Below are 26,128 nucleotides of genomic sequence, written 5' to 3' on the forward strand. Positions count from 1 at the left end.
GAGATGATAATGGATGTTTTGAAAATTGCGGCTTTTTCTGATGGCAACATCGGCGGCAATCCAGCGGGTGTCGTCTTGTGCGATACACTTCCGAGTCCAGAAAAAATGCAAATGGTTGCTGCAGAGGTAGGGTTTTCAGAAACGGCATTTGCCGCGCGGGAAAAGAATAGAAATTTTTGGAGGGTTCGCTATTTTTCCCCGGAATCTGAAGTTCCCTTTTGCGGTCATGCGACAATAGCGCTTGGCGCGGCATTAGCGGAAAAATGCGGTCCGGGGAAATATTTTCTTCGACTTAATGATGCGGAAATTAGTGTTGAAGGAGAGCCGGTTGGAAATCAGTATGCTGCGGCTTTGCAATCTCCGCCTACACGGAGTGAAAAACTGGGCGACGAAGAAATAGAGGCTGTGCTGGCACTATTTGGATATTCCCGGCTTCAGTTGGATGAAAGCATTCCACCCGCACGCGTTCACGGTGGAGCAGACCACTATGTTATTGCGCTCAAAAGCCGGAATGATCTTCGATCTATGAATTATGATCTGAACGCGGGCCGTCATTTTATGAACAGCCGTGGATTGATTACGATCATGCTCGTCTGGCAAGAAAGCAGTAGCAAGTTTCATGTCCGAAACGCTTTTGCCTCGGGGGGTGTATTTGAAGATCCCGCTACTGGAGCGGCCGCCGCAGCTTTTTCCGGCTATCTGCGAGATATTGAATGGCCCCGCGGCGGTAAGCTAGATATTATACAGGGGGAGGATATGGGAGCCCGGTCAATGATCGCAGTTGAATTTGGCGAAGAGATTGGAAGCTCAGTACGGGTTTCCGGAGTGACCCGCTCGATTGAATAAGGTATAAGTTGTCTGGGTGAAGAGGAGGGCGACAATGAAGAATGAACAAGACTTTCCCCCGCAAATGATAAAAACACCGAGCGCGTGGTACGGCCATGAGTTGGCAAAGGATACGAAAGCCTGGATAACACAACTTTCATCGGACGAAGCATTTGAGCTTGAAAAAGCAGCGGAACGCTTCCAGTCCGATGGTCTGGATCTGGCGAATATATCACCAGAAAATTTTTCACTCCCTCTTCTTGCGCCGAAACTGACGCAATTACGCAATGATCTGATGCATGGTATTGGGTTCAGCCTTATGCGCGGTCTGCCGGTGCAGGAATACAGCCAGAAAAAGGCGGCAACAATATTCTGTGGAATAGGATCTTATCTCGGGCGTGCTCGATCGCAGAACGCCGCAGGTCATATCCTTGGGCATGTACGTGACGTCGGGAAAGACCCAAAAGATTCCGGAACTAGAATCTACCAAACAGCACAGCGTCAGACATTTCATACGGATTCCACCGATGTTGTTGGCCTGATGTGCCTGCAAGGGGCGAAGGAGGGGGGGCTCTCCCAGCTTGTCAGTACCGTCACGATCTATAACGAGATGCAGCGCCAAAGGCCCGATTTGATTGCGGAAATGTTCAAGCCCGTGGCGACAGATCGGCGGGGCGAAGTGCCGGCGGGTCAGAGGCCCTTTTTTGAAATACCGGTATTGAACTGGCATCAAGGGCTTTTAACAGGGCTGTATCAACGGCAATATGTTAATAGTGCACAGCGCTTCCCCGATGCGCCCCGTCTTACCGAGAAGCAGGTGGAGGCGCTCGATTTTTTTGATTCTCTCGCGAATGACCCTACGTTGCATCTCTCCATGCAGCTGGAGCCGGGCGACATTCAGTTCGTGTATAATCATTCCTTGCTACATGATCGGACAGCGTTTGTTGACTGGTTAGAGACAAATAAGAAGCGTCACTTGCTGAGGTTATGGTTGTCTCTGCCCGGTGACCGTCCGCTGCCGGATTGTTTTCGTCAGCGTTATGGTACGATTGAAATCGGTAATCGCGGTGGCATCATCGTTGAGGGAACGAGGCTCAATGTTCCTCTGGACGCGTGAATTTAGACTGACAAATTAATCATGTTTCATCCAACGAAACTTTGCTTCTTTAGGTAAAATACTGAAAAAGCGAAGTTTTTTTATCTTACCGAAACCCGCAGAATTCTAACGTCTGCGGAGCCTTCTGCTTGTCTGAACGGGCGCAATTTTCAAACTAATTTTATAAAACATCTTGTATTGATATTGATAATCATTATTAACTATCGCCAGTTAATGCTAATGATTCTTAATAGCAGTTATAGTCGTTAGCGAAATAAACAAGAAAACGGAGTGCATGAAATGCCTAGGTCTGCTCGCTTGGTTGCCCTTACAACTTGCTGTTACTTTGCTTTGACAACAGCTCTTTACGCACAATCTTCAAATTCGAAACCGGACATGCCTGTGGCGCAAACAACTTCGAAAACGGACGCCGATCAAGGCGAGACCAAAGTAGAAAATAACGAGAATAAGGCAGATGAGACAACGTCTACACAATCGAATCCAAGTATGACATCGCTCCCGCCGGTGACAGTCACAGCGGATCGCAAACAGAAAACCCTATTGGAAACTCCCGGTAATGTGTCAACAGTGACGCGCGAAGACCTCGACCGGCGCATGGATAACGTGATTGAAGAGGTGTTCAAGTACGAGCCAGGGATTGAGGTGCCCAAGCAAAGCACCAGCACCGATCCTTTCTCCAGTTCGGGCGGTATCCGCATACGTGGGGTTGGCGGTAACCGGACACAGGTTCTAGTGGACGGAAACCGGACGATTGAACGGATTACGGATTCAACCCGCGACATCGTGGAATCCTCCAACGTTAAGGCCGTGGAGATCATTCGCGGACCTTCTTCGGTCCTTTGGGGAAGTGACGCGCTTGGCGGGACGGTCAATTTTGTCACGAAGGATCCTTCTGACTATCTGACTGGTGGGAAGGCGGTCGGTGGTTCTGCTGATTTCAGCTATGGCACACTGGATGAGGCCTTTACCGAGTCTGTCACTGGTGCCGCGCGGTTCAGCCGCAAGTTTGAGGCTTTGTTGAGCTATACACGTCGGGACGGACGGGAGACAGATCTTGGGAATGCAGAGGTCGGTCCTTATGCTATTCAGGAATGCCCGAGAAATCCAGAGGCAACGCCCTGTAATGAATATGACCCGACCATCAGCCAGTCGAACAACCTGCTTTCCAAGCTAGTCTGGCATCCGTCCGACACCAACCAGTTCCGTCTGACGGGCGAGTATTTCAACCGAGACACTTCCGTTGACCAGAATTCAGTGCTCGGCCCGGACGGCACCTCGGATATTCACGCATATGATCATGAGCAGAAGATCAAGCGCTATCGCCTGTCCGTTGATCAGGACTGGCTTATTGAAGATCTGAACTGGCTTGATCGTATAAAGTGGCAGGTGACCTACTCCCCACAAAAGGTTGATCGTTTCAGTGAGCGTTACCGCACGGTCATTGCGAGTGGTGATGAGGAGGTTCGGGAGATCAGTCAGTATTATGACGAGACTTTCTATGAAGGTGATTTCCAACTGGAATCCTCCTTTAACTGGGGCGAGAGCCTGCACACCCTGACCTATGGGTTGGACGGGGATGTAACGACGACAGATTATAACCGCGAGGACATCACCCATAACATTACAACAGACACGACAACGGTGACGCGGGCGGGGGGCTTCAACTTCGCCGATGCAACAACGACCCGCCTGGATGCCTATGTCCAGGACGAGATGTCCTTCAATAACGGTCGGCTCAAGATAACGCCGGGGGTACGCTTCACTAATTACTCCATCAATCCAAAGACGGATGGCGACTATCAACTTGTGCCAGGGGCGGAGCCGAAGAAGGTCACGGCGTCGGATCTGCAGTTCAAGTTGGGCACAATTTACGAACTGACAGATGTCTATTCCGTTTATGGGCAATATGCGCAAGGCTTTAAGATGCCTACAGCACAACAACTCTATCAATCTCTTGACAGCTTGCCATTCTTTGCGCTGGTGCCGAACCCTGATCTTGAACCTGAGTCGGTCGATAGTTATGAGCTGGGCTTCCGGGGTGACTTTGGAAACAAGGGGTATTTCTCAATCAACGGCTTCGTCGCGAAGTACAAGAACTTTATCGAAAACTTCGTCGATGCAGATCCTGCGGATTACGGCCTGCCTCCTGGAACAATGACCCTTACATATGACAATGCAGACTCGCTTCTTATGTATGGCATCGAGGCAACCGCGGCCATGCAACTTCCTGGCAACTTCTCGACAAGAGTGGCGCTGTCCTATCAGAAGGGCAAGATCAAGGACAATGGCATTGAGGAAACTTATAATGGTGCTTTGCCGCTCCAAGTTGTGACGGGTTTACGTTATGTGCATCCGAAGCTTGGTTTCGATGTAGAACTGGTCGGAACATTTCAGGCCGGTTCCGCCGATGTGGCCGATCCTGCGACAGAATTTTCACCGGGCGGATATGCGGTGTTCGATGTCCTTGCGGGTTGGCAGGCGGCAGAAAATCTCACGCTCAGGGCGGGCTTAACCAACATCTTCGATACGCGCTACTTTGGACCGGAAACACGTGGCTTTCCAATCAATGGTACGGATGCGGTTAAGAGGGGTAACCCGATTGAGCTGCAAACTGCACCGGGGCGTAGCCTCAAGGTCGGTCTCAGCTACGCTTTCTGACAGCGGCGACCTCCAACCCTTTTTCTTTAACCTAAAACTATCGAACGGGGCGCCTGTTAGTCCCGTTTGGAAAGTGAACGAATGACAGAACTCGCGCGACAACTCTGGATGATCCTGCGCATAAGCTTCTTTAACCTAGCAAACAGCCGCAATGTATTTTTGTACATTGTGGTTTTGCTTTTTGAGTTGGGCAGCATACCGGTTTCCGTTCGCCTTATCCAATGGACGGCCGATTTCTATGGCGCGCTGGAACGCTTTGACGGGTCGGAAGCAGCACGTCAGGTTGGTATCTACGCTCTGCTAATTTCGGCTTACGCGGCACTCGCGCTTGCTGGAGGGTATCTTCGCAAGTTTCTCATCATGCGCTGGCGGCAGGATCTGACCGGCGCCGTCCTCAACGACTGGCTCTCGGACAAGATTTACTGGCGTCTCCAGAATGGCTACGGGGTCGAGAAAATCGACAATCCAGATCAGCGTATTGCCGACGACTGCCGCCTGTTCGTTGAAGAGTTTGTCGACGAAACGCTTGATCTCATTACATCGGTGACGGGGCTGTTCACCTACATCGCCGTGCTCTGGTCGCTTTCGAATTTTCCATTGGAATTCACGCTGTTCGACTGGGACGTGTCAATCCCTCGCTACATGGTCTGGGCGGCGTTCCTTTATGTTCTCCTCTCCAGCGGATTAACTCATTGGCTGGGCTACCCGTTGAAGAAACTGACGTTTAATCAACAGAGAAAAGAAGCAGATTTTCGCTTCGATTTGGTACGGTTGCGAGAAAATGCGGACCCCATCGCCGTCTCCGGCTTTGAGGGGGCGGAGCGGCGTCGACTGGATGAAAAGTTCGCCGCTATCGTTGCCAACTGGCGGCGGCTGATACTGCGGGAATTTTATCTTGGATGTTTCAAGATCCCGTATTTCCGCACCATCTTGCGCATACCGCTCCTGCTGGCGTTGCCGGCCTATTTTGCTGGGCATGTCAATTTTGGTGGATTGATGCAGCTCGCCTCCGCCTTTCAAAGTGTGGTCACGACGTTATCGTGGTTTATTTTTGCCTATAACCGTCTTGCGGCACTTGCGGCGACGATAACCCGGCTTGGTGATCTGCTGGACGCGATCGAGCGATGCAAAAATGCGCCAGAGAGCGAAATTTCGGTGACGAAACATCCGGGCGGTGACATTCATGTCAAGAAATTAACCCTTGAAAGCCCGGTCGGAAAATCTTTGCAAATTCCGTCCGAGTGGGACCTGAAGTCCGGGGAGCATGTCTGGATTTCCGGCCCTTCCGGTCTCGGCAAGAGCACTTTCCTAAAGGCGCTTGCAAATATCTGGCCCTATGGTCATGGCGAGATCCAAATTCCGGATGGAAAGTCGTGTGCCTTTATTCCTCAGCGGAGCACGATCAACGGAACAAGTCTTGCCGAAAGCGCTGTTTATCCCCTGGAAGAGGGGAGCATCAGTCTTGATGAGGCGTCGGATTACCTGGAGGCCGTTGGTTTGCCGGATCAGGCTCGGGCGTTGCAGGCGGGATTAAAGCCGGATATTTCGGGCCTCTCCGGAGGAGAGCTGCAACGCCTGGCACTTGTGCGGCTATTGATTGAAAAGCCGGACTGGGTGTTCATGGACGAGGCCAGCAGCGCTATTGACAGTGATAGCGAAGCAGAAATTTTCGCCCGGCTGCGGGCGCGGTTACCGAACACGACCTTTATTCTTGTGGCGCATCGTCCGCCCGACGGCTTTGGCGAATTGCGTTATATTCCGCTCTCCCCAAACCCGGGAATTCCTATATTCGATCTCACTAAGTAAAAGGAAGTTATTCTAAATGACAGCAAGTTACCCACATCCCGTTTCAAGCTGGCTTGATCCAGATACCGGCGCCTTGATTCCGCATGCTGCGTTAATCTCAGAACTTGCGCAAAATCGCGTTGTCTTGCTGGGGGAGACCCATGATCAGTACGACATCCATCGCTGGCAGCTTTATGTGACGGCCGCACTTCATGCCTATAACTCGAATATCGTAGTCGGTTTCGAGATGTTTCCAAGAAGCGCCCAACCTATTTTGGACAAATGGACGGCGGGCGATTTGTCGGAGGAGGCGTTTCTGGAAAAGGTCGACTGGAAAAAAGTCTGGGGCTTTCCGCCGGAGCTTTACTTGCCGATCTTCCGCTTTTGTCGGGAAGTCGGAGTTCGGATGATCGCGCTTAATTGCTATCGCGCGCTGGTGACCCGCGTCGGCAAGGAGGGGTGGGAGGCCGTCGCTGAGGAGGATCGTGACGGTCTGACACCCGCAAAGCCCGCTACCGAAGCCTATCGCGACTATCTCTTCTCGCTCGTTTCTGGCCCGGACGGTATTTTTCTAACAAAGTCAGAGGAAGCCGAAGCGCGCAAAGATCGTTTTACCCGTGCGCAGCAGACATGGGATCGCGCTTTTGCCTGTAATATCGCCGCGACGCAAACGGGTGATAATCCACCGCTCGTCATCGGGATCATTGGGCGTGGGCATTTGGAATTTGGGCATGGGACGCCATATCAATTGGAAGATCTCGGCATCGACAAGGTCTCAGTCCTTCTCCCATCTAAAGGAGAATCCGGGAAAAGAGAGCAGCAGCCCGGTATTGCCCGCGCTTGTTTTTGCCTGCCAAATGTTCACGAGAGAGGAGACATGGATTGCTGTGAGGCGGAGCCTGAATAAGCGAAAACAGGAAACCCATCGCGCTGTATAAACGGAGTTTTCCGTTCAATGACACTGACATAGCATGGCCTTGTAATTATTTTGCGTTAAGGCCATGCTAATTGATAATATGATATTCTTTCTGAAATTGACGTAATGATCGTATTTAATTAGATTTTTATAATAATATTTATGTTGGAAGCTTGATTTTTGAATGAGTAAATTCACTCTGTTTTTAGTCATTTTTATGTTGGCAATTCTGTTGACTGATATCGATACTGCGGTTGCACAGGCAACAGAGACTGGAACAGACGCGCAAGAATGCAAGGAATATGGCGTCGATTACCAGCAGACGGAAGGTCTGACAAAAGAAGAAATTACAGACCGGATGGACAGGGCTCTGTTCGAGTCGCTCAATAAATATGACGATTGCCTACAACAATCTCAGTCTGGCGGTGCGGCTTCCGCTAACGGAGCCAGCGGTTCCCAAGGTATCAATGGTGCCAATGGAAATGCGGTTGGTACGGAGGCTTCCTCCTCAACGGCGTCTGCCGGTATTCAGGGGACGGAGAAAACCGACACAACGGATAAATCCAGTTCGCCCACGACGGCAGCTGACGCCGCTGAAAATAAACAGGCACAAGCGCAAACGCAGGATAAGGTGCTGCCAAATGGTAAGCTGCCCGATGATATTCCGTCGTCTGACAACGACACTGTGCTACAACAAAAGGTGAAAGAGGCGGCGATGAATGAGCCTGACCCCGAAAAACGTGCCAAGTTGTGGAATGAATATCGTAAGCTTAAGGGCTTATCGCAAATTTAAGGTTGAAAGCAAAGTGAGAGAGATAGGATGAACGTTCAGCGTTTTGTCGGCTGGTTGATCTGTAGCTGCTTTTTGTTGACGAGCTGTGTCACGCCCGGAATGTCGTCGCGCGTTGGTCCCCGGGTTTCTAGCGAAGTCATGACTGCGGCAAAAATTGACCCTTCTTCGCCGAAACCCAAGCTTGATGTCATCATTCCGGTGTTCGATCCGGGCATCCCGGAGGATGACGCTGCTCTCGAAGATGATGAAGAAGTCTGGCCGGAGTTGCGGCGCGCAGAGGCCGTACGCTTTGCCTTGATATTAAAAGAAAAAATTGAAGCAACTGGAAAATTTGGTGCCGTTCGCGTGACGCCGAATGCTGAGGCGACGGGAGACTTATATGTCATTGGTAAGATCATAGAATCCAACGGATTGGACGTGGAAATCGGTGTCGACGTTTTTGATATCTCAGGTGCAAAATGGTATGATGAAGAATATGAGCATGAAGTGCCGGAGAAATTCTTTATGTCCATACGAAATAAAGGGAAAGACCCATATGACCCTGTCTTCGTGGAAGCCGCGCAAGACCTAGTCGAGCATTTGGATGATGCGGATGATACCGAACTTGCCTTGCTGAAACCTGTGACAGAAATGCGTTTTGGAGCGAATTTTTCTGAGGAATCCTTCTCTGAGTATATCAAAGATGACGGCGGAGAGATTGAATTGACCGGCCTGCCAAGTGAGGATGATCCAATGTTACGCCGGATCAGGGCGATTTGGGTCCGAGATCAACTGTATGTGGATAATCTTCAACAGCACTATGAGGCGTTCAATGCCAAGATGGCCCCGAGTTATACCGTCTGGCAGAAACAGAGCCAGGAAGCCCAGATCGCGTTGAACGAGGCAAGAGTGAAGCAGACGACGCAAATCGTCGGGGGTGTTCTTTTGGCGATTTTGGGGGTTGGTCTCGCGGCTGCAAGTTCAAACAGTGGAAATGCCGCCCGGTCCGCAGGAGCATTTGCCGGGGCTGCGGCCGCCGGTGTTGGATCGGTTATTCTCTTCTCAGAAGGATTTAAAACGGGCAATGAGACAAAATTTCATGCGAGTACTCTTGAAGAGCTAGGCGAGTCTGTGGATTCTGAATTGGCACCACAGGTTGTTGAGTTCGAGGGTGAGACAAAAAAACTTACGGGTAATGCTGCGAAACAGTTTGCGGAATGGAGAAGTTTTCTGAAACAAGTATATGAACAGGAAAAAACACCAGAAAAACAGCTTTAAGTAACGACAATGTTTGAAAAAAAACTAGAAGAAGCTGCCCGGAAATCCCGGCAACAATTGTTTGTGTTGTTACTGTTGGTCGCTATCCTGATTTTGGGGGGTGCCGTTGCTTTTCTTATAACGCAGCTCTCGTTACAACAAACTTCAAATGTATCCGGGATTGAGGCCGAAAAGAAAAATATAGAGATCTCTCCGAAGATATCACCAGTTCAGCAGTCAAAACCCGCCGATGAAAAGATAAAGCAAAATCGTACCACCGAGGAGGTGGTCGGAGCGCTGCGCCGGTATGAAGAAGAGTTTGAAGGTATTATCCAATCGGGCGGGTTCGGTAAATGGAACGGCAGCTTGCAGCATGATCTGATCACGCGAAAAGACAAAGTCATCACGGATCTCGCGAATGGCGAAACGGATCGAGCATTCGAAGAAGTAAATAATCTAATCGCAGATGCCTCCACCGCAGTAAGTGAGTATGAGATTGTCTTTGAAGAAGCGATGGCAAATGCGATACGCGCCTATGAGGCTGAGGATGTGACGCGGGCAACAATTGAAGTGGAACGAGCGCTTGAGCTCAAACCGGATGACGCCGTTGCTCTGGAGTTGCAAGAAAAAATTAAAAAGCTTCCGCAATTATTTGAATTAATGGAAAAAGCGCGCGTCGCGAATATAGAGAATAATCTGGAAGAGGAACGAAATTTATCCGTTGAAATTATACGGCTTGATCCGACACGCGTACTGTATCAAGAGCGGATAGAGGAGATTGATGTTTTGCTGCGTGAAGCACGATTTGAAAAGATCGTTACTTCAGGCCTGATCGCGAGCAAAAAAGAACAGCTTGGGAATCTCCAAAGTGCATATGATCAGGCAAATGCTCTTTTCCCGTCGCGAGAGGAAACGAAGAACCTTGCATCCCTTTTAAAAGAGCTAAAACGCGAGTTGCGCTTTCGCACCTTCGTAAAGGAGGGAGACACCGCAATTCAACAAGACAATTGGCGAGATGCTCTTGCTTCCTACCAGAATGCGTCGGCACTATATCCGGACAAAATAGAAGTCCAGGAGGCTATTTCTCTATCGCAGAAAATATTGCGTATGAGTGGGGAAGTTCAGGGGTTTCTTAAAAATGCATCACGATTATCGGTGGATAATATACGGCAGGCCGCAGAACAGGCAATTGCTGATGCGGAAATCTATAGTGCGATGAGCCCGGCTCTTGCGAATGATGTTGAACGGTTGCAGACGGAAATTATCCAACGAAACAAGGAAATTGAAGTCTGGGTCCTTTCCGATAAATTGACAAATGTAACTGTGCGGGGCGTCGGCAAGGTCGGTATGGTGGAGCGATATAAAATACGTTTGAAGCCGGGGCAATATACGTTCGAAGGGCGCCGTGAAGGGTTCAGGACGAAATCGGTCCAGATCACGATTTCTCCGGAAGATAGTCAGCTTGAGGTGACAGTCAAAAGCGATGAGCGAATTTAAACAACAAATCGAGAATGCCGCTCGCCGTCAACGGCTCCTGCTTCTGGGCTTTGGTGGTTTCGGTCTCGGCTTTATGTTGGTGGTAGCCGTCGGCTTTCTGCTGATGAAGGTAACACCGGTTAAGGTATCTCCGGTTCCTGCCGCAACAGAGGCAGTTGTTACTGTCGAGAAAGGAGCTGCGATTTATTTCCAAGGGTCGCTTTTTTCACTCTCTCGCTATCCTGTCATCTCTGCGGCGGCAAAGGGATATGTAACGGCCGAGCGAGAAATTGGCCCCTCTGAGGAGGGAGCGGCTGTTGAAGTTGTCCTCCGGGAACTCCCTGCTAAATTGACGGTGAAGGTCGCAGCGCCGGAAGAGGCGTTGAACTGGCGTATCAATGGGAAAACCTATCCATCGACATCACAGTTGGAGGCGGAACTTGACGCAGGGCACTACGTTGTGCGCGCAGAGCATCCCTACTTTCAGCCGGTGGAGCGGGAATACGATCTGGAGCGGGGGGAAAGCTATTCAGATGAACTTTCTCTCGAAAGAGCTGTCGGCACCATACGTCTGAATGTCACGCCTTCTGATGCCAATGTGATATTCAACGGACAATCCGTCAGCGAAGTTCCTGCGGAAATCAGCATAGAAGCAGGGCAATATGAGATTGAGGTAACAAAAGACGGATTTGCGCCGATACAGGATGTCATTAATCTGACCTTCCAGCAGAATGAGATCGAGCGACACTACCGGTTACAAAAAAAGCCTGCCTATGTAACTGTTTCCACCACTCCGAAAGGCGGACGCCTTACATTAAACGGCAAGTCGGTCTCGGCGGGGAAAGAATTGCAACTCTCGGCCAATAAAAAATACTATTTGAGATATGAAAAAGACGGCTATGGCTCGAAGGAAGAGGAAATTAATCTCAAGCCGGATGAGCATCTGGATGTGACGTTTGATATGGCGCTTAAAATTGGCGAAATCCATATCACGTCCACGCCCCCCGCATCAATTCTCATTGATGGCAAGCCAGCAGGAAACACGCCGCTTATCGTTAGGCTTCCGGCAACTGCGCATGATTTCACTCTTCAACGGCCGGGCTATGTGAGCGTCAATAAAGTTATAAAACTTGATCAGAAAGCGGTTCGTAAACTGGATGTTACGCTCAAAACAGAACGCGCGGCAACGATAGACACGGCCAAACCGGTTTATAAAAACAGTTTGGGTATGGAAATGCGATTGTTTGAACCGACAGAGGTTCAATTGGGCGCACCACGTCATGAGAAAGGACAGCGGGCAAACGAATTTCTTCGCCCCGTCAATCTGACGCGGCATTTCTATGTAGCTACGACAGAAACGACAGAGGGGCAGTACAGTCAGTTCCAGGGTAAGCGTAAAAGGGGAGATAATTTTCCGGTTACGAATATTTCATGGGAGGAAGCTGCCCGGTTTTGCAATTGGCTGAGCAAGATTGAAGGCCTGCCAATGTTTTACAAATTTGATGGGGTCAATTATCGGGGATTTGATGCGCAGTCAACTGGCTATAGATTGCTGAGCGAGGCGGAATGGGAATGGCTTGCCCGAAAAGCCAAGCGGAACAAACAGACAGTTTTCCCTTGGGGAGACGATGCCGTCATCCCAAAAGGAGCCGGAAATATTGCCGACGAAACGGCAAACGGCAAAACTCCGTTTTTTGTTCCCGGCTATATTGACGGGTTTGCGAACGCGGCTCCGGCTGGTAGCTTCGTTAAGGACAAAGCCGGGCTCCACGATTTATTTGGCAATGTGTCTGAATGGGTTCATGATTTCTATACCCTTGTGCCGCCCGCCTCAGGTGAGGTTCTGGCAGATCCGTTAGGGGCTCAGGCGGGAGATAAGCATATGTTTAAAGGGGCGAGCTGGGCATCTGGGACGCTGACGGAAATCAGACCTGCCTACCGGGCATCCTCGGGTCAGGGAACGGACAAAATTGGCTTCAGGGTCGCTCGCTACGTCTATGGAGATGCAAAATGAGATGGTTAAATAGCAGAAAGATCATTGTTGCCGTTGTTGCGCTGACGGGCGGAGTGGTCCTGTTGCAATATGCCTATGCGCAAAGTAGCGCGTCGATATCGCTTAATACTCCTGTTGCTTTCCCTGTGGATATCTAGATGAAGAACTTTATTCTCGCAACGGCTCTCTTGCTGCTCTGTGCTTTCGGCGTTTGGGTCGTTTATGAAGTCATCGTCATTCCGGAAGCCGCTCGCCTGGTTGCGGAAGCAAGACAAAACGGCAGCGCCGCCCCACAGGTCTTTGTGGTGATCATCAAGGACTGGGAGCAGCAGATATGTATCACGCTCGCTTTATGGTGCTTGCTGCTGCTCAGCATTAAATACTGGGATATTTTCAGTGACAATCATTTCTACGACATTGATTTTCTGGGTACGATGATTGAAGCGGCTGATGGCGAAGAGGAGAAGCTGACTTTACGTAAAACCATGACGGAAATCGATGAGTTGCCGGAGAAAATAACCACCACTCCGGTTATCCAAACCCTGATTGCCAGTATCCGCCGTTATCTTATGACCGAGGATGTTCATAGCACCTCTGAAGCGATCTCGCTTAGTATCGATGCGCTGGCCCTCCGGCAGGATGCTGGTAACACGATGATCCGCTACGTTATCTGGGCGATCCCGTCATTCGGTTTTATCGGCACGGTCAGAGGGATTGGCGCGGCGTTGACCCAGGCGGATGAGGCATTGAAGGGAGACATTACCCTTATGACAGACAGCCTTGGCGTTGCCTTCAACTCCACCTTGGTGGCACTCTGCTTGTCCATTCCCTTAATGCTGTTGCTACATGGACTGCAGCGGTTTCAGGATGGGCAGTTGATCAAGACTCAGGAATATTGCGAAAAATTTCTGCTAAACCGCGTCAGCAAATAGGTATCCCTTGCGCAAACGTCGTGAAACAGAAGGGGTCAGTCTTTCGTTCCTTGACATCATGTCATGTGGGTTGGGTGCGGCCGTTCTTATCCTGATATTGCTGAAACTTCAGCCGGATCAATCGGCCGTTGATGTGGACGCCCTCAAGAAAGAACTGGAAGTCCGGCATGAAAAGGCGGAGGAACTGCAGGTCACACTGGAACAGGACCAGCTTGAACTGGAAGCGCTCAATTCCAGGCTGGCAAGCCTTGCTGGGAAGAAGGATGCGCTGACGGAGGCAATCAATAATTCCACCAGCCGGATGGAGGAAAAGGTTGCCGAGATAAAAAGCGTTACTGAAAGCATAGTCAAAAAGCCGCCGTTGCAAAAAGCTGACCCCGTACAATCCGATCAGGGCGGGGAGGAAGAATATCTGCTCGGCCTCAAAGTGGAAGGAAAGCGGATTGCCTTTCTGATTGATACAAGCGCGTCAATGACTGACGAAAAGCTTGTAGATATCATCGGCCGGAAAGTGGCCTCCGATGCAGAGAAAAAGCAGGGTCCGAAATGGCGGCGGACAATCAGAACAGTCAAATGGCTCGCCAATCGAATTCCGAAAAAGTCGCAGGCAAAGTTCGTTGGATTTAATGAGAAGGTCTTTGCTATCGGACCAAGTAGTTGGTTCTCTGGATCAGACGCCGCAGCGATCGAAAGTGTTTTTCAGCGAATGGAAAATGTGGTCCCGGAGGGAGCCACTAATCTGGAGGCGGTCCTTGAATCTGTTAATGGGTTTAGTGATGCGCCGACCGACTATTATCTTGTGACAGACGGTCTGCCAACCGCAGGCACCTCCAATTTTGTGTCGCTAAATCCGTTTTCCAATTGCAATTCTCTTTTTGGAAAATCGGCCACGATTTCCGGAGATTGCCGACTTAAGCTATTCCAGTACACCATCAGGAAGCATGGTATTCATAAAGGACGGCCTGTCAATGTCGTCCTCCTGCCACTCGAAGGGGATCCAAAGGCTGCGCCGGCATTTTGGAGCTGGACCTTCTCGACAAACGGCCTGATGATCAGCCCGGCGGAGAGCTGGCCATGAGACGGCGCAGTCGGACATTGGAGATATTCAGTATTTCCTTTTTGGACCTTGTATCCTGCGGGTTTGGCGCGGTTGTTCTTTTGATCCTGATCTCTAAACCGGGGGAGGGGGAGTTCTCTGGCGGGATTGACGAAGCGCGGGATCTGATGGGACAGATTACACGGGCAGAACGTCTTATCAGCGACCTGGAAGATCAAACGTCCATGGTGGAGGGGCAACTAAGCGCGAGCAAAAACCTGGCCGGAGAGATGGAAAATACAATCGAGGATTTGGATCAGCAAAAATCCTCCGCCGAGCAGGCCGAAGCCAAGGCGCTGGATGACCTCGAAGGATTGCAGCTGGTTGAGGAGTCACTTAACCGTGCCTCTATTCGTCCGAACACAGTACCGGAAAAGCGCGACGATGAGGTCGGCGGCATTCCTGTCGATAGTGACTATGTCCTTTTCATTGTTGATACCTCCGGCAGTATGCAGAGGATATGGGGACAAGTGTCCCGCCTGATGCAAAAAGTGCTCTCCATTCACCCAAAGGTTAAAGGCTTTCAGATCTTGAATGATAACGGCATTCACCTGATTTCCTCCTATAACGGGAAATGGATTCCCGATACCCCTAGTCGGCGCAAGGGTATTTTCAAGGCCTTTGCCAACTGGCGCAGCAACTCCAACAGCAGCCCGGTTGAAGGGCTTGAAGTTGCCTTGAAAACATATGCCAAGCCGGGAGTGAGTCTCTCCATTTATATTTTGGGAGATGATTATACGGGTTCGTCATATGATGCGGTGATTAACCGCCTGGAAAGTTTAAATACAAACCGGATCACCGGTAAGCCACTCGCCCGTATACACGCCATTGGCATTATTTCCAGAGGGGCAACGGATCGCTTCGGTATCTTGATGCGGGAAGTAACCCGCAGAAGTAACGGCACGTTTCTGGCCCTTCCTCAGCAATGAGGGCGGGATAACAGGTTTTATCCCACACGAACTATTTCCCCAGACTCGCGATATAGCAGCCATCTGTCGCGGATCTAACGTCTGACCAAATTATTCAGGTCTGCCCGTCCCTCTGTCATTAAATGCTTCATCAATAATAGTGCTGTTTTGGCACAGATTTTCCCTGGAATGAGCGAGCCCGGAAGTGCGCTGAATTTAAAATATTGTAATATGATATATCAAATGTCATAATTTTGCGTATGACCGGTTGGGGTGTGGCAAGCCAGGTCAGATGAACAAACGTCACACATGCTCAGGAAGGATGCGATATGATAAGAAGTTCGATTTTTGCTGCAACGGTAGCGTTATGCATGGGAACTGGTGGGATAGCCAATGCGGCAGACCTGCTTGATGAGATTCAGGAACGCGGAGAATTAGTCTGCGGCACACTGAACTACATCGCGGGTGTTGGGTTCATCGATGATAAAGGCGAATGGAGTGGCTTTGACGTCGATTTCTGCAAGGCCGCAGGGGCGGCAATTCTTGGAGACGCAAAGAAGGTTAAGTTTGTTGCTTTGACCGGTGCGCAAAAATTTCCTGCCTTGCAATCGGGCGAAATCGACATTTTGTCACGTAGCGTCACAGAAACTATTTCGCGCGATACGACGCTCGGGTTCAGCTTTATTGGTCCGAACCATATGACGGGTCAGGGATTTATGGTCCATAAGGATACAGGTGTGACCGATGTTAAACAGCTGGACGGCGCATCAGTCTGTGTTCTTGCAGGAACCACGACAGAGCGATATCTAGCCGACTGGTTCAAGGCAAATGGAATGTCATTCCAGCCTGTGGCTGCGGAAAACAGTGATCAGATGTACTCAATGTACTTTGATAAACGCTGCGACGCGGTGACGATGGAGCCGCCTTATCTTGCAATTCGCCGTGCGCGGGCCGCAAGTCCGGACGATCATGTGATTTTGGAAACTCTTATCGCTAAATCGTTTGAGGCGCCGGTTATCCGCGAAGGGTCGCCCAAGTTTTTCAAGGTACTGCAATGGATGCATTACGGAATGATCACTGCGGAAGAGCTAGGTATTACCCAAGCGAATGTTGATGAGGTCGCCAAGACATCAAAAGATCCGGTCGTCCTGCGCTTTCTCGGCGTTGAGGGCACAATTGGAGCCGATATGGGTGTCAAAAATGACTGGATGGTCAATGTCATCAAGACCGTGGGTAACTACGGAGAATTCTACAACAACACTCTTGGTAAGAATTCACACCTCCAGGTACCGCGCGGCCTGAATGCGCTATGGCGTGACGGCGGCGCAATGGTCGCTCCTGGCTGGCAATGAAATCCGGCCCAACCTATCAAGACGTACCCGGTGGGGTACGTCTTGCACGCCTGTTTGCGCAACGTGAATTTCAGTCGCAGGCGCTGTTTGTCATTATAGTTGTTGTGTTGGTTTGGGGCGCTATTCAGGTCGCGTCTGAAAATCTTGCAGAATCTTCCGGGAAATCCGGTTTCGCCTTTTTGTGGCAGAAGGCTGCGTTCGAGCTGGGGGAAAGCTTAATTCCTTACAGTGCGGGCGATACCTATTTCATGGCCTTTGTCGTCGGTGTTTTGAACACCTTAAAGGTTGCCGCGCTTGGGATAGTTCTTTCAACATTCGTCGGATTGATTATTGCCTTGGGACAGCTTTCAAAAAGCGTGGTGATTGCGCGCTTGTGTCGTGGCTATGTCGAAGTTGTGCGAAATGTCCCGTTGTTGTTGCAGCTTTTGTTCTGGCACACCTTTCTGCTACGCGGGTTGCCGACGGTACGGCAGGCGCTGTCGCCGGTTGAAGGGGTGTATTTTACCAATCGGGGGCTTTACCTGCTTTCCCCCGTGGCGGAGCCGTCTTTCTGGGTGGTGATGCTAGCGTTATTAGGCGGGATTGCTCTTGCCGTCGGACTAAGAATCTGGCACCGCAAGACAAATGCAGAGTTTACTTTGTGGCCATGGGGGCTATCGATCGCGATATTACCGGCCATTGCCGCAATCTATTTTGCCGGAGCACCGATCAGTTGGGATATCCCACATTTAAGCGGTTTCAATTTTAAGGGTGGATTAACGATTACCCCTGAATTCACCGCCATGTTGCTCGGGTTGAGCCTTTACACGGGTGCATTTAATGCGGAGATCATTCGCGCCGGTATCTTGGGTGTTCCGAAGGGGCAGGTCGAGGCGGGTTTCTCGTTGGGCCTCCATCCGGGTCAGGTGATGCGTAAGATTGTCCTTCCGCAGGCGCTGCGCATTATCATTCCACCAATATCAAATTCCTACCTTAATCTGACGAAAGAGAGTTCCCTCGGTGTGGCAATTGGCTATCCCGAAGTTGTTCGAGTGGCCAATATCACTCTTGCGGAAACCAGCCAGTCACTCGAATGCGTGTCGATCATCATGTTGATATATTTGATCCTCAGTCTCATCACGTCGATGATTCTGAATTTAATGAATGCCCGAACATCGAGAGAGGAGCGATAATGTCAAATACTATCATACCTCGGCTCTCTTGGTGGCAACGATTGACTGCTGAATTCACGAGATCGCCAGTATCGGTGATGCTAAATATTACGGCCATGCTTGTCTTGGTGCTGATTGCGATACCAATTGTACAATGGGCTTTGATAGACGCGGTCTGGACGGGAGATTCTGGAGATAGCTGCCCACCCGGTTCCGGCGCCTGCTGGGCCTTTATCGGCAGTAAGCTAAGGCTCATTTTGTTCGGTCGCTTTCCATATGACGATCAGTGGCGCTCGCTGGTGGGGACGGTTATTCTGGTGGCGCTGGTCGTTATCTCGCTTAACCCGATTTTCTGGCGCAAATGGTTGCTTCCGGCCTGGGTCGCCGGGCTTCTCTCATATGGAATTCTGATGTGGGGAGGGGTTTTTGGATTAAGTTACGTGGAAAGCTCCCTATGGGGTGGCTTGCCGCTCACAATTTTGCTGACAGTTTTTGGCGTGGCATTCGGGCTGGTAATCTCTGTCCCCCTCGCTTTGGGGCGGCAGTCTAAACTGCCCGTTTTTCGCCTATTCTCGATTGTCTTTGTTGAGGCCGTCCGCGGCGTGCCGTTAATCAGCGTGCTGTTTATGGCGTCCGTACTGTTGCCGTTGATCCTGCCCGATGGATTTACGCCGGATGGTTTGGGCCGGGTATTGATCGGTCTTACTCTGTTTTTGGCAGCCTATATGGCAGAGGTGCTGCGCGGTGGCCTTCAGGCCATTCCAAAAGGTCAGTATGAAGCCTGTCGGTCCCTTGGGATTGCCTACTGGCCGATGATGCTGAAAGTCATATTGCCCCAGGCTTTCGAGACTGTATTACCGGCGATGGTCAATCTGTTTATCGGGGCGTTAAAGGGAACATCTTTGGTTGTTATCGTTGCCATGATGGATCTGCTCGGTGCGGCCCAGGCTGCCTTGGCGGATCCGAAATGGATTGGCTTTTATGTAGAGACATATGTATTTGCCGGCATTATTTATGCGCTAATGTGCGGGAGTATTTCATGGTACGGACGTCAGACGGAACGGTCCCTTCGTGATATGCGGGAACAATCAAATGACCGGTAATAAAAAGGACAAGTTATAATGATTTCACAGATCGATAACCTGAAAGCAGATCCCGCGACCCGGGACTTGCTTGGTGTTGTGGATCGCGGCCCGTCACTGACTGATCAGGTTTATGAAAAGCTCAGGCACGGATTGCTGATGGGCGTCTGGAGCCCGGGAGAGAAACTGACGGCCCGAAAGCTTAGCCGGGATCTCGGTGTGAGTTTGACGCCTGCGCGGGAAGCGATTATGCGCCTCGTTAATGAGGGCGCACTGGACGTTTCAGAAAAGCGGACATTCTCTACCGTTGATCTTGACTGTGAGCAATATAAAGAGGTCATGCGTCTTCGTGGGGCGCTTGAACCGATTGCAATTGAGCTGGCGACGCCGCTTTTTTCCGACGAGGAAATTAAACGTCTGGTCGATCTGAATGAGCAGATGAAGGAAATGATTGGCGAAGAGCGGTTTAACGACGCACTGCAAATTGATTCAGAATTTCATTTGTCAATTTGCGATCGTGCGAACCAGCCTTTCATGCGCAGTATTATCGATACCCTGTGGCTCCGGGCCGGACCAACACGAAATCGGTTGTCCTATAGCTATCGCAAACGCTTGATCGGATATGAAAACCATAAGCGTATTCTTGCGGCCCTTCAGTTGCGGGACGCCGCTGCCGCTGCGGTCGCGGTTGCACGCGACCTTTCCGAAGGAGCTGCCGCCATTGTTGCCGTATTGAACGACGATAAACCGGATGCCTAAATTCTCTCATCTATCCAGACGCTCAATTTATGAAAGGAATTTCCATGAAAATTACAAGAAACACATTTCCTAAAGGGGGGCGAGATTGGCCGGATCTGCAGCATGATATTCGGCAACGTTGTGCCGATGACGTGGACTGGCAGCATGGGCGGACTCCGTTGTTTGTTTTTCGAAATGATCAGGAGACCTATGAAATTGGGCGTAAAGCCTTTTTTGAATGCTTTAGCGAAAATGCCTTAGGTCGGAAAAGAGCCTTTTTTGGAATCGGGTCGATGGAGAAAGATGTCCTTGATTTCGGGCTTGATTTGTTCAGTGCTCCTGAAAGCGCGACGGGGGCATTTACCTCCGGCGGGACGGAGAGCATTTTTATCGCGATGAAGGCTGCGCGTGATGCCCATAGGGCGCGCAACCCGGCGCAGCGCGGTGAAACACTAAACATTGTTGTGCCAATCACAGTGCATCCGGCTTTTGACAAGGCGGCAGATGCAATGGATCTGGAAATGCTGCGGGCACCGCTAAGGGATGACAAGCGGGTTGAACCGGCAGAAATGAAGAAGCTTATTAATGAACGAACGATTGCCATGGTCGGTTCTGCGCCCTGCTTTCCGCATGGGGTTGTTGATCCGATTGACGAATTGAGTGCAATTGCTTTGGATGCGGGCATTTGGTTACATGTGGATGCCTGTGTTGGCGGGTGGATTGCCCCGTTTTTTACGCGGATTGGGCGCCCGACACCCCATTTTGATTTTCGATTTGAAGGGGTCCGGTCCATTTCGGCCGATTTACATAAATTCGGATTTTGCCCCAAACCGGCATCGACGGTTTTCTATCGGGATGCTGCCGATCTGGAGCGTGCGACGTTTAAATCCAATTCCTGGCCAAACGGACCGTTTGAAACGCCAACTCTTGTTGGCACAAGACCCGGAGGTGCAGTTGCTGGAGCCTGGGCTGTACTTAACCATCTGGGGACAGAAGGCTATGAAGACGCGGCACGCCGGCTTGCCGAGATGACAGATCAGTATTGCGAGGGTATCTGCAATATCGAAGGGTTGGAGCTTTGGGCTAAACCCGATCTTTCAATTATCAATTACGGCTCGAAAGAGGTCGATATTTTCCTTGTATCTGAAAAGATGATGAGCCGTGGATGGCTTTCTGGCCTGACCCGCGAACCCAAGGGAATGCATGCGATGATGTCCCTTCTACATGATGGCGCCCGCGATGCATTTTTGAAAGACTTGCGCGATTGCGTGGAACTGGCCCGTAAAGATCCGAATGCTGAAACCAACATTCAGGCCAAGTACTAGGCCATATCTTAAGCGTGGCTTTGCAATAATGCGTCTACTCCTGCCGTGCAGAAATCAACAAGCTGATCGATTTCTGCACGCGGCATATCTGGGCTAAGGGTTTCAATCCGCCAGGCGGAGTTAAAGAATGCCAGCATGGCGGCAACGGAAAAAATCTGGCCGATCGCCGCCATCTGCCGAGATGCCTTAGGGTAGAGCTTCAGAATTTCATCCAGAAACCGATGGGTTGTCGGATCAAAGCACTCAATTGCAAGTTCCCGCCAACGAGCGTCCGCAGAAACATGGGCTACAAGGCGGCCGTAAGAAATCCACTGATCGCTATCATCCTTCACCAGTTTTAAATAAGCGCGGAAAAAACAATCAAGAATATCTTTCAGTGTGACATCTGGCTGCTCAATTAAGACATCCAGATCGTTAATACGGATATCAGATAACTTTGTGGCGCGGCGCCTGACAACTTCACAAAACAGGGCTTCCTTGCTAGTTCCATGATGATGAACAAGGCCAACGGGAACTTTTGCCTGCGCGGCGATATCCCGAAGCGATGCGCCATCAAATCCATGCTCCGCAAAGGTTTTTTCTGCGGCATCCAGAATCCGTTTCCGGGTTTGTAACGACCTGACGGAAGGGGCCCTTTTTCGCGGAGCTTGTGTCGGCATTTCTTTCCCTGAAAAAATCTATTGCCTTATTTTGTACATTTGTTCAATCTAAAGAGCAACGGAGGAAGCATGAAAAATACAAAAAAACGCTACGCCCTCATTGGCGCGGGTCCAATGGGTTTGGCAATGGCAAAAGTGCTAAAAGAGCAGGGGATTCCCTTTCAGGGATTTGAGGTGCATTCGGATGTTGGAGGCCTGTGGGATATCGACGGGCGGAAGTCCACGATGTATGAAACCGCGCATTTGATCTCCTCCAAGAAAATGACGGAATTCACAGATTTCCCCATGAAGGAGAGGGTGGCAGAATATCCTTCTCATCGCGAGATGAAAGCATATTTCAGTGAATTCGCGGATTATTACGATCTTCGGAAGGAATATCTGTTTAACGCCGAAGTTTTAAAGACTACTCCGCTCGGTCAGTCGGGGGAGGGGTGGCAAGTCACCTGGCAGGACGATGAGGGAGAAAAGAGTGAGAAATTTGCGGGCATCCTGATCGCCAATGGTACGCTTTCGGAACCGAACCTGCCTGAGTTTCCCGGCTCATTCGAAGGTGAGATGATCCATTCCTGTGAATATCGTTATCCCGAGCAATTCAAAGGTAAGCGTGTTCTGGTTGTCGGAGCGGGCAATTCTGGCTGTGATATTGCGGTGGATGCCATTCACCATGGTCTCAGTTGCGATCTTTCAATGCGGCGCGGATATTATTTTGTTCCGAAATATGTGTTCGGAAAGCCGGCCGACACACTTGGTGGGATGATTAAACTGCCTATGTGGTTAAAACGGCGTATCGATGGAATGATCTTAAGATGGTTCGTTGGAAACCCACAGAAATACGGCTTTCCGAAGCCTGACTATCAGCTTTATGAAAGTCACCCGATCGTTAATTCATTGGTGCTTTATCATGCCGGGCATGGGGATATCCAGATTCATCCCGATATTGAGCGGATTGATGGAAAGTCGGTTTATTTTAAGAATGGAAGTGTCGGCGAATATGACATGATCCTGGCCGCAACAGGATACAAGCTGCACTATCCTTTTATTGATCAGGAATTGCTCAACTGGCAGGGAAATGCACCACACTTGTATCTGAATGCCTTACATCCGGAACGGGACGATTTGTTTGTTCTTGGTATGGTTGAGGCGAGCGGCCTCGGCTGGCAGGGGCGTCATGAACAGGCGGAAATGGTTGCGAGATATATCAAGGGGCTGATGCTGGATGCACCTGCGGCCAAGGAATTGAAGGCTGAAAAATCAAAAGGGTTTCTTCGGGCAACCGGAGGAATGAATTACATCGATCTGCCGCGTATGGCCTATTATGTCGACAAGGCTACCTATCTCAAGTCGGTCAAAAACTGGATCCAGCGGCTTAAGGAGACAGGATAATGGGTGCTATTGACGATGTTGTCTTGAATTTCAGCCCGGGTTCCATGCTGATCCTGAATGCGGTGCTGGCCATCGTCATGTTTTCCATTGCGCTTGACCTGACACCGCAGGATTTTCATAAGCTCCGCCGGGCACCGAAACCCCTCCTTGTGGGGCTGTTTTCCCAGTTTATTGTGCTGCCCGTGCTGACATTTTTGATGGTGTGGATGTTGCAGCCCAGACCGTCCATTGCGCTTGGACTCATTCTGGTTGCGGCTTGCCCCGGAGGAAATATCTCCAACTTTATTACCCATCGGGCCGGAGGGAATTCTGCCCTTTCTGTTTCCATGACCGGGATCGCGACGATCGCAGCTATTTTGATGACCCCGCTGAATGTCGCGTTCTGGGGTAACCTCTATCCACCAACACGGGAAATCCTGCAACAAACATCGCTCGATCCGTTTCAGATCGCCATCACCGTCGGGTTTATGCTGGTATTGCCTCTTATCCTTGGGGTGCAATGTAACCTTCGGGCGCCGGTGCTGACGGCCCGGATCAGACGGCCGCTTCAGTGGCTGGCCATGGCAATTTTTATCAGCTTTATTGCCTTGGCGCTCGCGGCGAACTGGACATTTTTCCAGCAATTTGCCGGTGCTGTGGCCGGGCTGGTGATCTTGCATAATGCTCTTGCCCTCACAGGTGGATGGAGCACCGCAACCCTTGCCCGATTGTCACCCTATGACCGGCGTGCTGTGACAATTGAAACCGGTATCCAGAATTCTGCGCTGGGCCTTGTCCTGATATTCGCCTTTTTCCACGGGCTTGGTGGCATGGCCGTAACGGCGGCTTTCTGGGGGATTTGGCATGCGATTTCCGGCCTTGGCCTGGCCATGTATCTTTCCCGGACGGAGGCAGCGCGATGACCGATAAAACGGTTGTCCTCGTCACTGGTGCCGCTGGCATGGTGGGGCGGGCTCTGCTCGAAGAACTCGCGGACAATATAAAATATCAAACTATCGCGACAGATATATCGCCGCTGGATGACCTGCCAGCAGGGATTGAGTTTCAAAAGCTGGATGTGACCACCAATGACCCGGCTCTGGTAATCAGCGATGTCCGGCCTGATGTCATTGTCCATCTGGCCTCTATTGTGACGCCGCCAAAGGGAACGGGGCGTGATTTTGCCTATCAGGTAGATGTTGAAGGAACGCGGAAAATTCTCGAGGCGGCGATCGTTGCTGATGTTCGGCGACTGGTCGTAACGTCCTCCGGCGCAGCATATGGTTATCATGCAGATAATGCCGTTCCGCTTCAAGAGAGTGACCCCATTCGCGGAAATGAGGAATTTGCCTACTCACATCATAAAAGACTGGTTGAGGAGATGCTGCGAGAGGCGCGCGAAGCGACACCTCAGCTTGAGCAGGTGGTTTTTCGGGTGGGAACTGTGCTCGGGGTGGGAACGGAGAATCAGATCACGGCTCTGTTTCATAAACGACGCCTGCTGGCGATACAGGGATTTGAAAGTCCGTTTGTCTTTATCTGGACCCGTGATCTTGCGCGTATCTTGAAGCGGGCGGCAGGGGATGGTCCTGCGGGCATCTTTAATGTTGCAGGTGACGGTGCACTTGGCATTAGCGATCTTGCTCATCTACTCCAAAAGCCGATTTTTACGCTCCCTGCATGGGTCTTGAAAGCGGCCCTCGCGATAGCGCAGCCGCTTGGCCTGACGCAATATGGTCCAGAGCAGGTTAAATTCCTGCAGTATCGTCCGGTTCTGGATAACCAAAAGCTGAAGGATGAATTCGGTTATATGCCCGAATTAACAAGCCGAGAGGTTTTCTCCCTATGGCAGAAGGCCGCGGGCCTATGAAAACGGCAGTGATTACAGGCGGCGCAGGCGGGTTGGGGCAGGCCTTGTCGCGGGACTTGCAGGTAAGGAGGTGGCGTGTGGTACTCATCGATCTCGATGTCAGTCGTTTGCAGACAACGGATACGCAGAGCCTCGTGGAGTGCGACCTTACCGATCCTGTGCAACTCAAACATGCGGCCGAGGGGATTATCGCGCAATATGATGCTATCGATCTCGTCATTTACAATGCCGGGATTACACAGATCGGTGCGTTTGAAGATCAAAGCGATCTCAGCCATCGAAAGGTGTTTGAGATCAATTATTTTGCGGCCGTTTCTCTTGCGCACTTACTTTTGGATGCCATTCGGCGGGCGAAAGGAACGCATCTGGCGATTTCATCCGTCGCTGGCTTTGCGCCGCTCTATCACCGGACGTCCTATGCGGCATCAAAGCACGCGCTTGAAGGGTTCTTTAAATCTTTACGCTCCGAAGAAAAGATACACGGTGTTCATGTGCAGATTGCCGCGCCCTCATTTGTCGCGACCAATATCGGGAAAGCGGATCGTCAACCGGATGGAATAGCCCGGCCCGGGTCTGCCTCAGATGGCAAGGATTATATGACAGCGGACGCCGCGGCGACAGAGATTATGCGTGGATTTGACCGGGCACAGCCGATGATTCTGGTGGGCCGGGTCGCGCGCCTTTCCTGGTGGATTAACCGCATCTCACCGCGTCTTTACCAGTGGCTGATGGAACGGGAGATATCTGGTAGCTAGACGTTAAACCATATCCTCCCCTTATCATTTTTATAGGATTAATGCGGCAACAGTTTTTTACTCTGTATGTAACTTTGTATAAGAACAAAAAGAGAACAT

At 50.7% G+C, this 26,128-nt stretch carries 23 protein-coding genes; 22 read left to right on the forward strand and 1 reads right to left on the reverse strand.

Annotation, left to right across the window (positions count from 1 at the left end; genetic code table 11):
• The first annotated feature begins 9 nt into the window (after positions 1-9).
• The 18 genes from LKE13_RS10240 (at position 10) to LKE13_RS10325 (ending at position 21,383) form a co-directional block, all read left to right on the forward strand.
• On the forward strand, positions 10-846 hold the full coding sequence (locus LKE13_RS10240) for a PhzF family phenazine biosynthesis protein (RefSeq protein ID WP_227950939.1): 837 nt from the start codon (positions 10-12) through the stop codon (positions 844-846).
• Positions 847-880: 34 nt separating this feature from the next.
• Positions 881-1,942, forward strand: coding sequence for a TauD/TfdA family dioxygenase (locus LKE13_RS10245; RefSeq protein ID WP_227950942.1), 1,062 nt, complete (start codon positions 881-883; stop codon positions 1,940-1,942).
• Positions 1,943-2,323: 381 nt separating this feature from the next.
• Positions 2,324-4,600, forward strand: coding sequence for a TonB-dependent hemoglobin/transferrin/lactoferrin family receptor (locus LKE13_RS10250; protein WP_227950944.1), 2,277 nt, complete (start codon positions 2,324-2,326; stop codon positions 4,598-4,600).
• 81 nt (positions 4,601-4,681) lie between these two features.
• Positions 4,682-6,406 (forward strand): ABC transporter ATP-binding protein/permease, encoded by a 1,725-nt coding sequence (locus tag LKE13_RS10255; RefSeq protein WP_227950947.1) that lies wholly within the window; start codon positions 4,682-4,684, stop codon positions 6,404-6,406.
• 16 nt (positions 6,407-6,422) lie between these two features.
• Positions 6,423-7,292 carry a ChaN family lipoprotein gene (locus tag LKE13_RS10260; protein ID WP_227950949.1) on the forward strand — a complete coding sequence of 290 codons (870 nt, stop codon included), beginning with the start codon at positions 6,423-6,425 and terminating at the stop codon, positions 7,290-7,292.
• Between the two features lie 193 nt (positions 7,293-7,485).
• Positions 7,486-8,094 carry a hypothetical protein gene (locus LKE13_RS10265; RefSeq protein ID WP_227950951.1) on the forward strand — a complete coding sequence of 203 codons (609 nt, stop codon included), beginning with the start codon at positions 7,486-7,488 and terminating at the stop codon, positions 8,092-8,094.
• 27 nt (positions 8,095-8,121) lie between these two features.
• The gene (locus LKE13_RS10270) at positions 8,122-9,351 is read left to right on the forward strand and encodes a hypothetical protein (protein WP_227950953.1); all 1,230 of its coding nucleotides are present in this window, start codon (positions 8,122-8,124) and stop codon (positions 9,349-9,351) included.
• A gap of 9 nt (positions 9,352-9,360) precedes the next feature.
• A complete protein-coding gene (locus LKE13_RS10275) occupies positions 9,361-10,827 on the forward strand; it encodes a hypothetical protein (RefSeq protein ID WP_227950955.1) in 1,467 nt (488 codons plus the stop codon).
• Positions 10,814-12,820, forward strand: coding sequence for a PEGA domain-containing protein (locus LKE13_RS10280; RefSeq protein WP_227950957.1), 2,007 nt, complete (start codon positions 10,814-10,816; stop codon positions 12,818-12,820). The genes LKE13_RS10275 and LKE13_RS10280 overlap by 14 nt, the downstream gene beginning before the upstream one ends.
• Entirely contained in the window at positions 12,817-12,957 is a 141-nt protein-coding gene (locus LKE13_RS10285; protein WP_227950959.1) for a hypothetical protein, read from the forward strand. Before LKE13_RS10280 ends, LKE13_RS10285 begins: the two co-directional genes overlap by 4 nt.
• The gene (locus tag LKE13_RS10290; protein WP_227950962.1) at positions 12,958-13,731 is read left to right on the forward strand and encodes a MotA/TolQ/ExbB proton channel family protein; all 774 of its coding nucleotides are present in this window, start codon (positions 12,958-12,960) and stop codon (positions 13,729-13,731) included. It begins immediately after the preceding gene.
• Positions 13,732-13,738: 7 nt separating this feature from the next.
• Positions 13,739-14,809 (forward strand): vWA domain-containing protein, encoded by a 1,071-nt coding sequence (locus tag LKE13_RS10295; RefSeq protein WP_227950964.1) that lies wholly within the window; start codon positions 13,739-13,741, stop codon positions 14,807-14,809.
• A complete protein-coding gene (locus LKE13_RS10300) occupies positions 14,806-15,756 on the forward strand; it encodes a hypothetical protein (protein WP_227950966.1) in 951 nt (316 codons plus the stop codon). Before LKE13_RS10295 ends, LKE13_RS10300 begins: the two co-directional genes overlap by 4 nt.
• Before the next feature lie 308 nt (positions 15,757-16,064).
• Positions 16,065-17,087, forward strand: coding sequence for an amino acid ABC transporter substrate-binding protein (locus tag LKE13_RS10305; RefSeq protein ID WP_227950968.1), 1,023 nt, complete (start codon positions 16,065-16,067; stop codon positions 17,085-17,087).
• Positions 17,084-18,259, forward strand: coding sequence for an amino acid ABC transporter permease (locus tag LKE13_RS10310; RefSeq protein ID WP_227950970.1), 1,176 nt, complete (start codon positions 17,084-17,086; stop codon positions 18,257-18,259). Before LKE13_RS10305 ends, LKE13_RS10310 begins: the two co-directional genes overlap by 4 nt.
• On the forward strand, positions 18,259-19,341 hold the full coding sequence (locus LKE13_RS10315; RefSeq protein ID WP_227950972.1) for an amino acid ABC transporter permease: 1,083 nt from the start codon (positions 18,259-18,261) through the stop codon (positions 19,339-19,341). The genes LKE13_RS10310 and LKE13_RS10315 overlap by 1 nt, the downstream gene beginning before the upstream one ends.
• A gap of 18 nt (positions 19,342-19,359) precedes the next feature.
• The gene (locus LKE13_RS10320; RefSeq protein WP_227950974.1) at positions 19,360-20,079 is read left to right on the forward strand and encodes a GntR family transcriptional regulator; all 720 of its coding nucleotides are present in this window, start codon (positions 19,360-19,362) and stop codon (positions 20,077-20,079) included.
• 44 nt (positions 20,080-20,123) lie between these two features.
• Positions 20,124-21,383: a pyridoxal phosphate-dependent decarboxylase family protein gene (locus LKE13_RS10325; protein WP_227950976.1), complete on the forward strand. Its 1,260-nt coding sequence runs from the start codon at positions 20,124-20,126 to the stop codon at positions 21,381-21,383.
• Between the two features lie 8 nt (positions 21,384-21,391).
• On the opposite strand, the gene LKE13_RS10330 is transcribed toward LKE13_RS10325, so the two are convergent.
• Positions 21,392-22,042: a TetR/AcrR family transcriptional regulator gene (locus tag LKE13_RS10330; RefSeq protein ID WP_227950979.1), complete on the reverse strand. Its 651-nt coding sequence runs from the start codon at positions 22,040-22,042 to the stop codon at positions 21,392-21,394.
• A 69-nt stretch (positions 22,043-22,111) separates the two neighbouring features.
• Here LKE13_RS10330 and LKE13_RS10335 point away from each other — a divergent pair, with 69 nt between their 5' ends.
• From LKE13_RS10335 to LKE13_RS10350, 4 genes are read left to right on the forward strand one after another with little or no spacing between them, the layout of a single operon-like run.
• Positions 22,112-23,425 (forward strand): flavin-containing monooxygenase, encoded by a 1,314-nt coding sequence (locus tag LKE13_RS10335; protein WP_227950981.1) that lies wholly within the window; start codon positions 22,112-22,114, stop codon positions 23,423-23,425.
• Entirely contained in the window at positions 23,425-24,327 is a 903-nt protein-coding gene (locus tag LKE13_RS10340; protein WP_227950983.1) for a bile acid:sodium symporter family protein, read from the forward strand. Before LKE13_RS10335 ends, LKE13_RS10340 begins: the two co-directional genes overlap by 1 nt.
• Positions 24,324-25,274 (forward strand): SDR family oxidoreductase, encoded by a 951-nt coding sequence (locus LKE13_RS10345; protein WP_227950985.1) that lies wholly within the window; start codon positions 24,324-24,326, stop codon positions 25,272-25,274. The genes LKE13_RS10340 and LKE13_RS10345 overlap by 4 nt, the downstream gene beginning before the upstream one ends.
• Positions 25,250-26,029: an SDR family NAD(P)-dependent oxidoreductase gene (locus tag LKE13_RS10350; RefSeq protein WP_227950987.1), complete on the forward strand. Its 780-nt coding sequence runs from the start codon at positions 25,250-25,252 to the stop codon at positions 26,027-26,029. Before LKE13_RS10345 ends, LKE13_RS10350 begins: the two co-directional genes overlap by 25 nt.
• Positions 26,030-26,128 lie beyond the last annotated feature (99 nt).

Origin of the sequence: Sneathiella sp. HT1-7, from assembly GCF_020731145.1 — a bacterium.
In the GTDB taxonomy this organism is placed as follows: domain Bacteria; phylum Pseudomonadota; class Alphaproteobacteria; order Sneathiellales; family Sneathiellaceae; genus Sneathiella.

Excerpts from the sequence above, each read along its gene's own strand:
- LKE13_RS10240 (WP_227950939.1), top strand. The coding sequence starts at position 10 with ATGGATGTTTTGAAAATTGCGGCTTTTTCTGATGGCAACATCGGCGGC.
- LKE13_RS10245 (WP_227950942.1), top strand. The coding sequence starts at position 881 with ATGAAGAATGAACAAGACTTTCCCCCGCAAATGATAAAAACACCGAGC.
- LKE13_RS10255 (WP_227950947.1), top strand. The coding sequence starts at position 4,682 with ATGACAGAACTCGCGCGACAACTCTGGATGATCCTGCGCATAAGCTTC.
- LKE13_RS10260 (WP_227950949.1), top strand. The coding sequence starts at position 6,423 with ATGACAGCAAGTTACCCACATCCCGTTTCAAGCTGGCTTGATCCAGAT.
- LKE13_RS10265 (WP_227950951.1), top strand. The coding sequence starts at position 7,486 with ATGAGTAAATTCACTCTGTTTTTAGTCATTTTTATGTTGGCAATTCTG.
- LKE13_RS10270 (WP_227950953.1), top strand. The coding sequence starts at position 8,122 with ATGAACGTTCAGCGTTTTGTCGGCTGGTTGATCTGTAGCTGCTTTTTG.
- LKE13_RS10275 (WP_227950955.1), top strand. The coding sequence starts at position 9,361 with ATGTTTGAAAAAAAACTAGAAGAAGCTGCCCGGAAATCCCGGCAACAA.
- LKE13_RS10280 (WP_227950957.1), top strand. The coding sequence starts at position 10,814 with ATGAGCGAATTTAAACAACAAATCGAGAATGCCGCTCGCCGTCAACGG.
- LKE13_RS10285 (WP_227950959.1), top strand. The coding sequence starts at position 12,817 with ATGAGATGGTTAAATAGCAGAAAGATCATTGTTGCCGTTGTTGCGCTG.
- LKE13_RS10290 (WP_227950962.1), top strand. The coding sequence starts at position 12,958 with ATGAAGAACTTTATTCTCGCAACGGCTCTCTTGCTGCTCTGTGCTTTC.
- LKE13_RS10300 (WP_227950966.1), top strand. The coding sequence starts at position 14,806 with ATGAGACGGCGCAGTCGGACATTGGAGATATTCAGTATTTCCTTTTTG.
- LKE13_RS10305 (WP_227950968.1), top strand. The coding sequence starts at position 16,065 with ATGATAAGAAGTTCGATTTTTGCTGCAACGGTAGCGTTATGCATGGGA.
- LKE13_RS10310 (WP_227950970.1), top strand. The coding sequence starts at position 17,084 with ATGAAATCCGGCCCAACCTATCAAGACGTACCCGGTGGGGTACGTCTT.
- LKE13_RS10315 (WP_227950972.1), top strand. The coding sequence starts at position 18,259 with ATGTCAAATACTATCATACCTCGGCTCTCTTGGTGGCAACGATTGACT.
- LKE13_RS10320 (WP_227950974.1), top strand. The coding sequence starts at position 19,360 with ATGATTTCACAGATCGATAACCTGAAAGCAGATCCCGCGACCCGGGAC.
- LKE13_RS10325 (WP_227950976.1), top strand. The coding sequence starts at position 20,124 with ATGAAAATTACAAGAAACACATTTCCTAAAGGGGGGCGAGATTGGCCG.
- LKE13_RS10330 (WP_227950979.1), bottom strand. The coding sequence starts at position 22,042 with ATGCCGACACAAGCTCCGCGAAAAAGGGCCCCTTCCGTCAGGTCGTTA.
- LKE13_RS10335 (WP_227950981.1), top strand. The coding sequence starts at position 22,112 with ATGAAAAATACAAAAAAACGCTACGCCCTCATTGGCGCGGGTCCAATG.
- LKE13_RS10340 (WP_227950983.1), top strand. The coding sequence starts at position 23,425 with ATGGGTGCTATTGACGATGTTGTCTTGAATTTCAGCCCGGGTTCCATG.
- LKE13_RS10345 (WP_227950985.1), top strand. The coding sequence starts at position 24,324 with ATGACCGATAAAACGGTTGTCCTCGTCACTGGTGCCGCTGGCATGGTG.
- LKE13_RS10350 (WP_227950987.1), top strand. The coding sequence starts at position 25,250 with ATGGCAGAAGGCCGCGGGCCTATGAAAACGGCAGTGATTACAGGCGGC.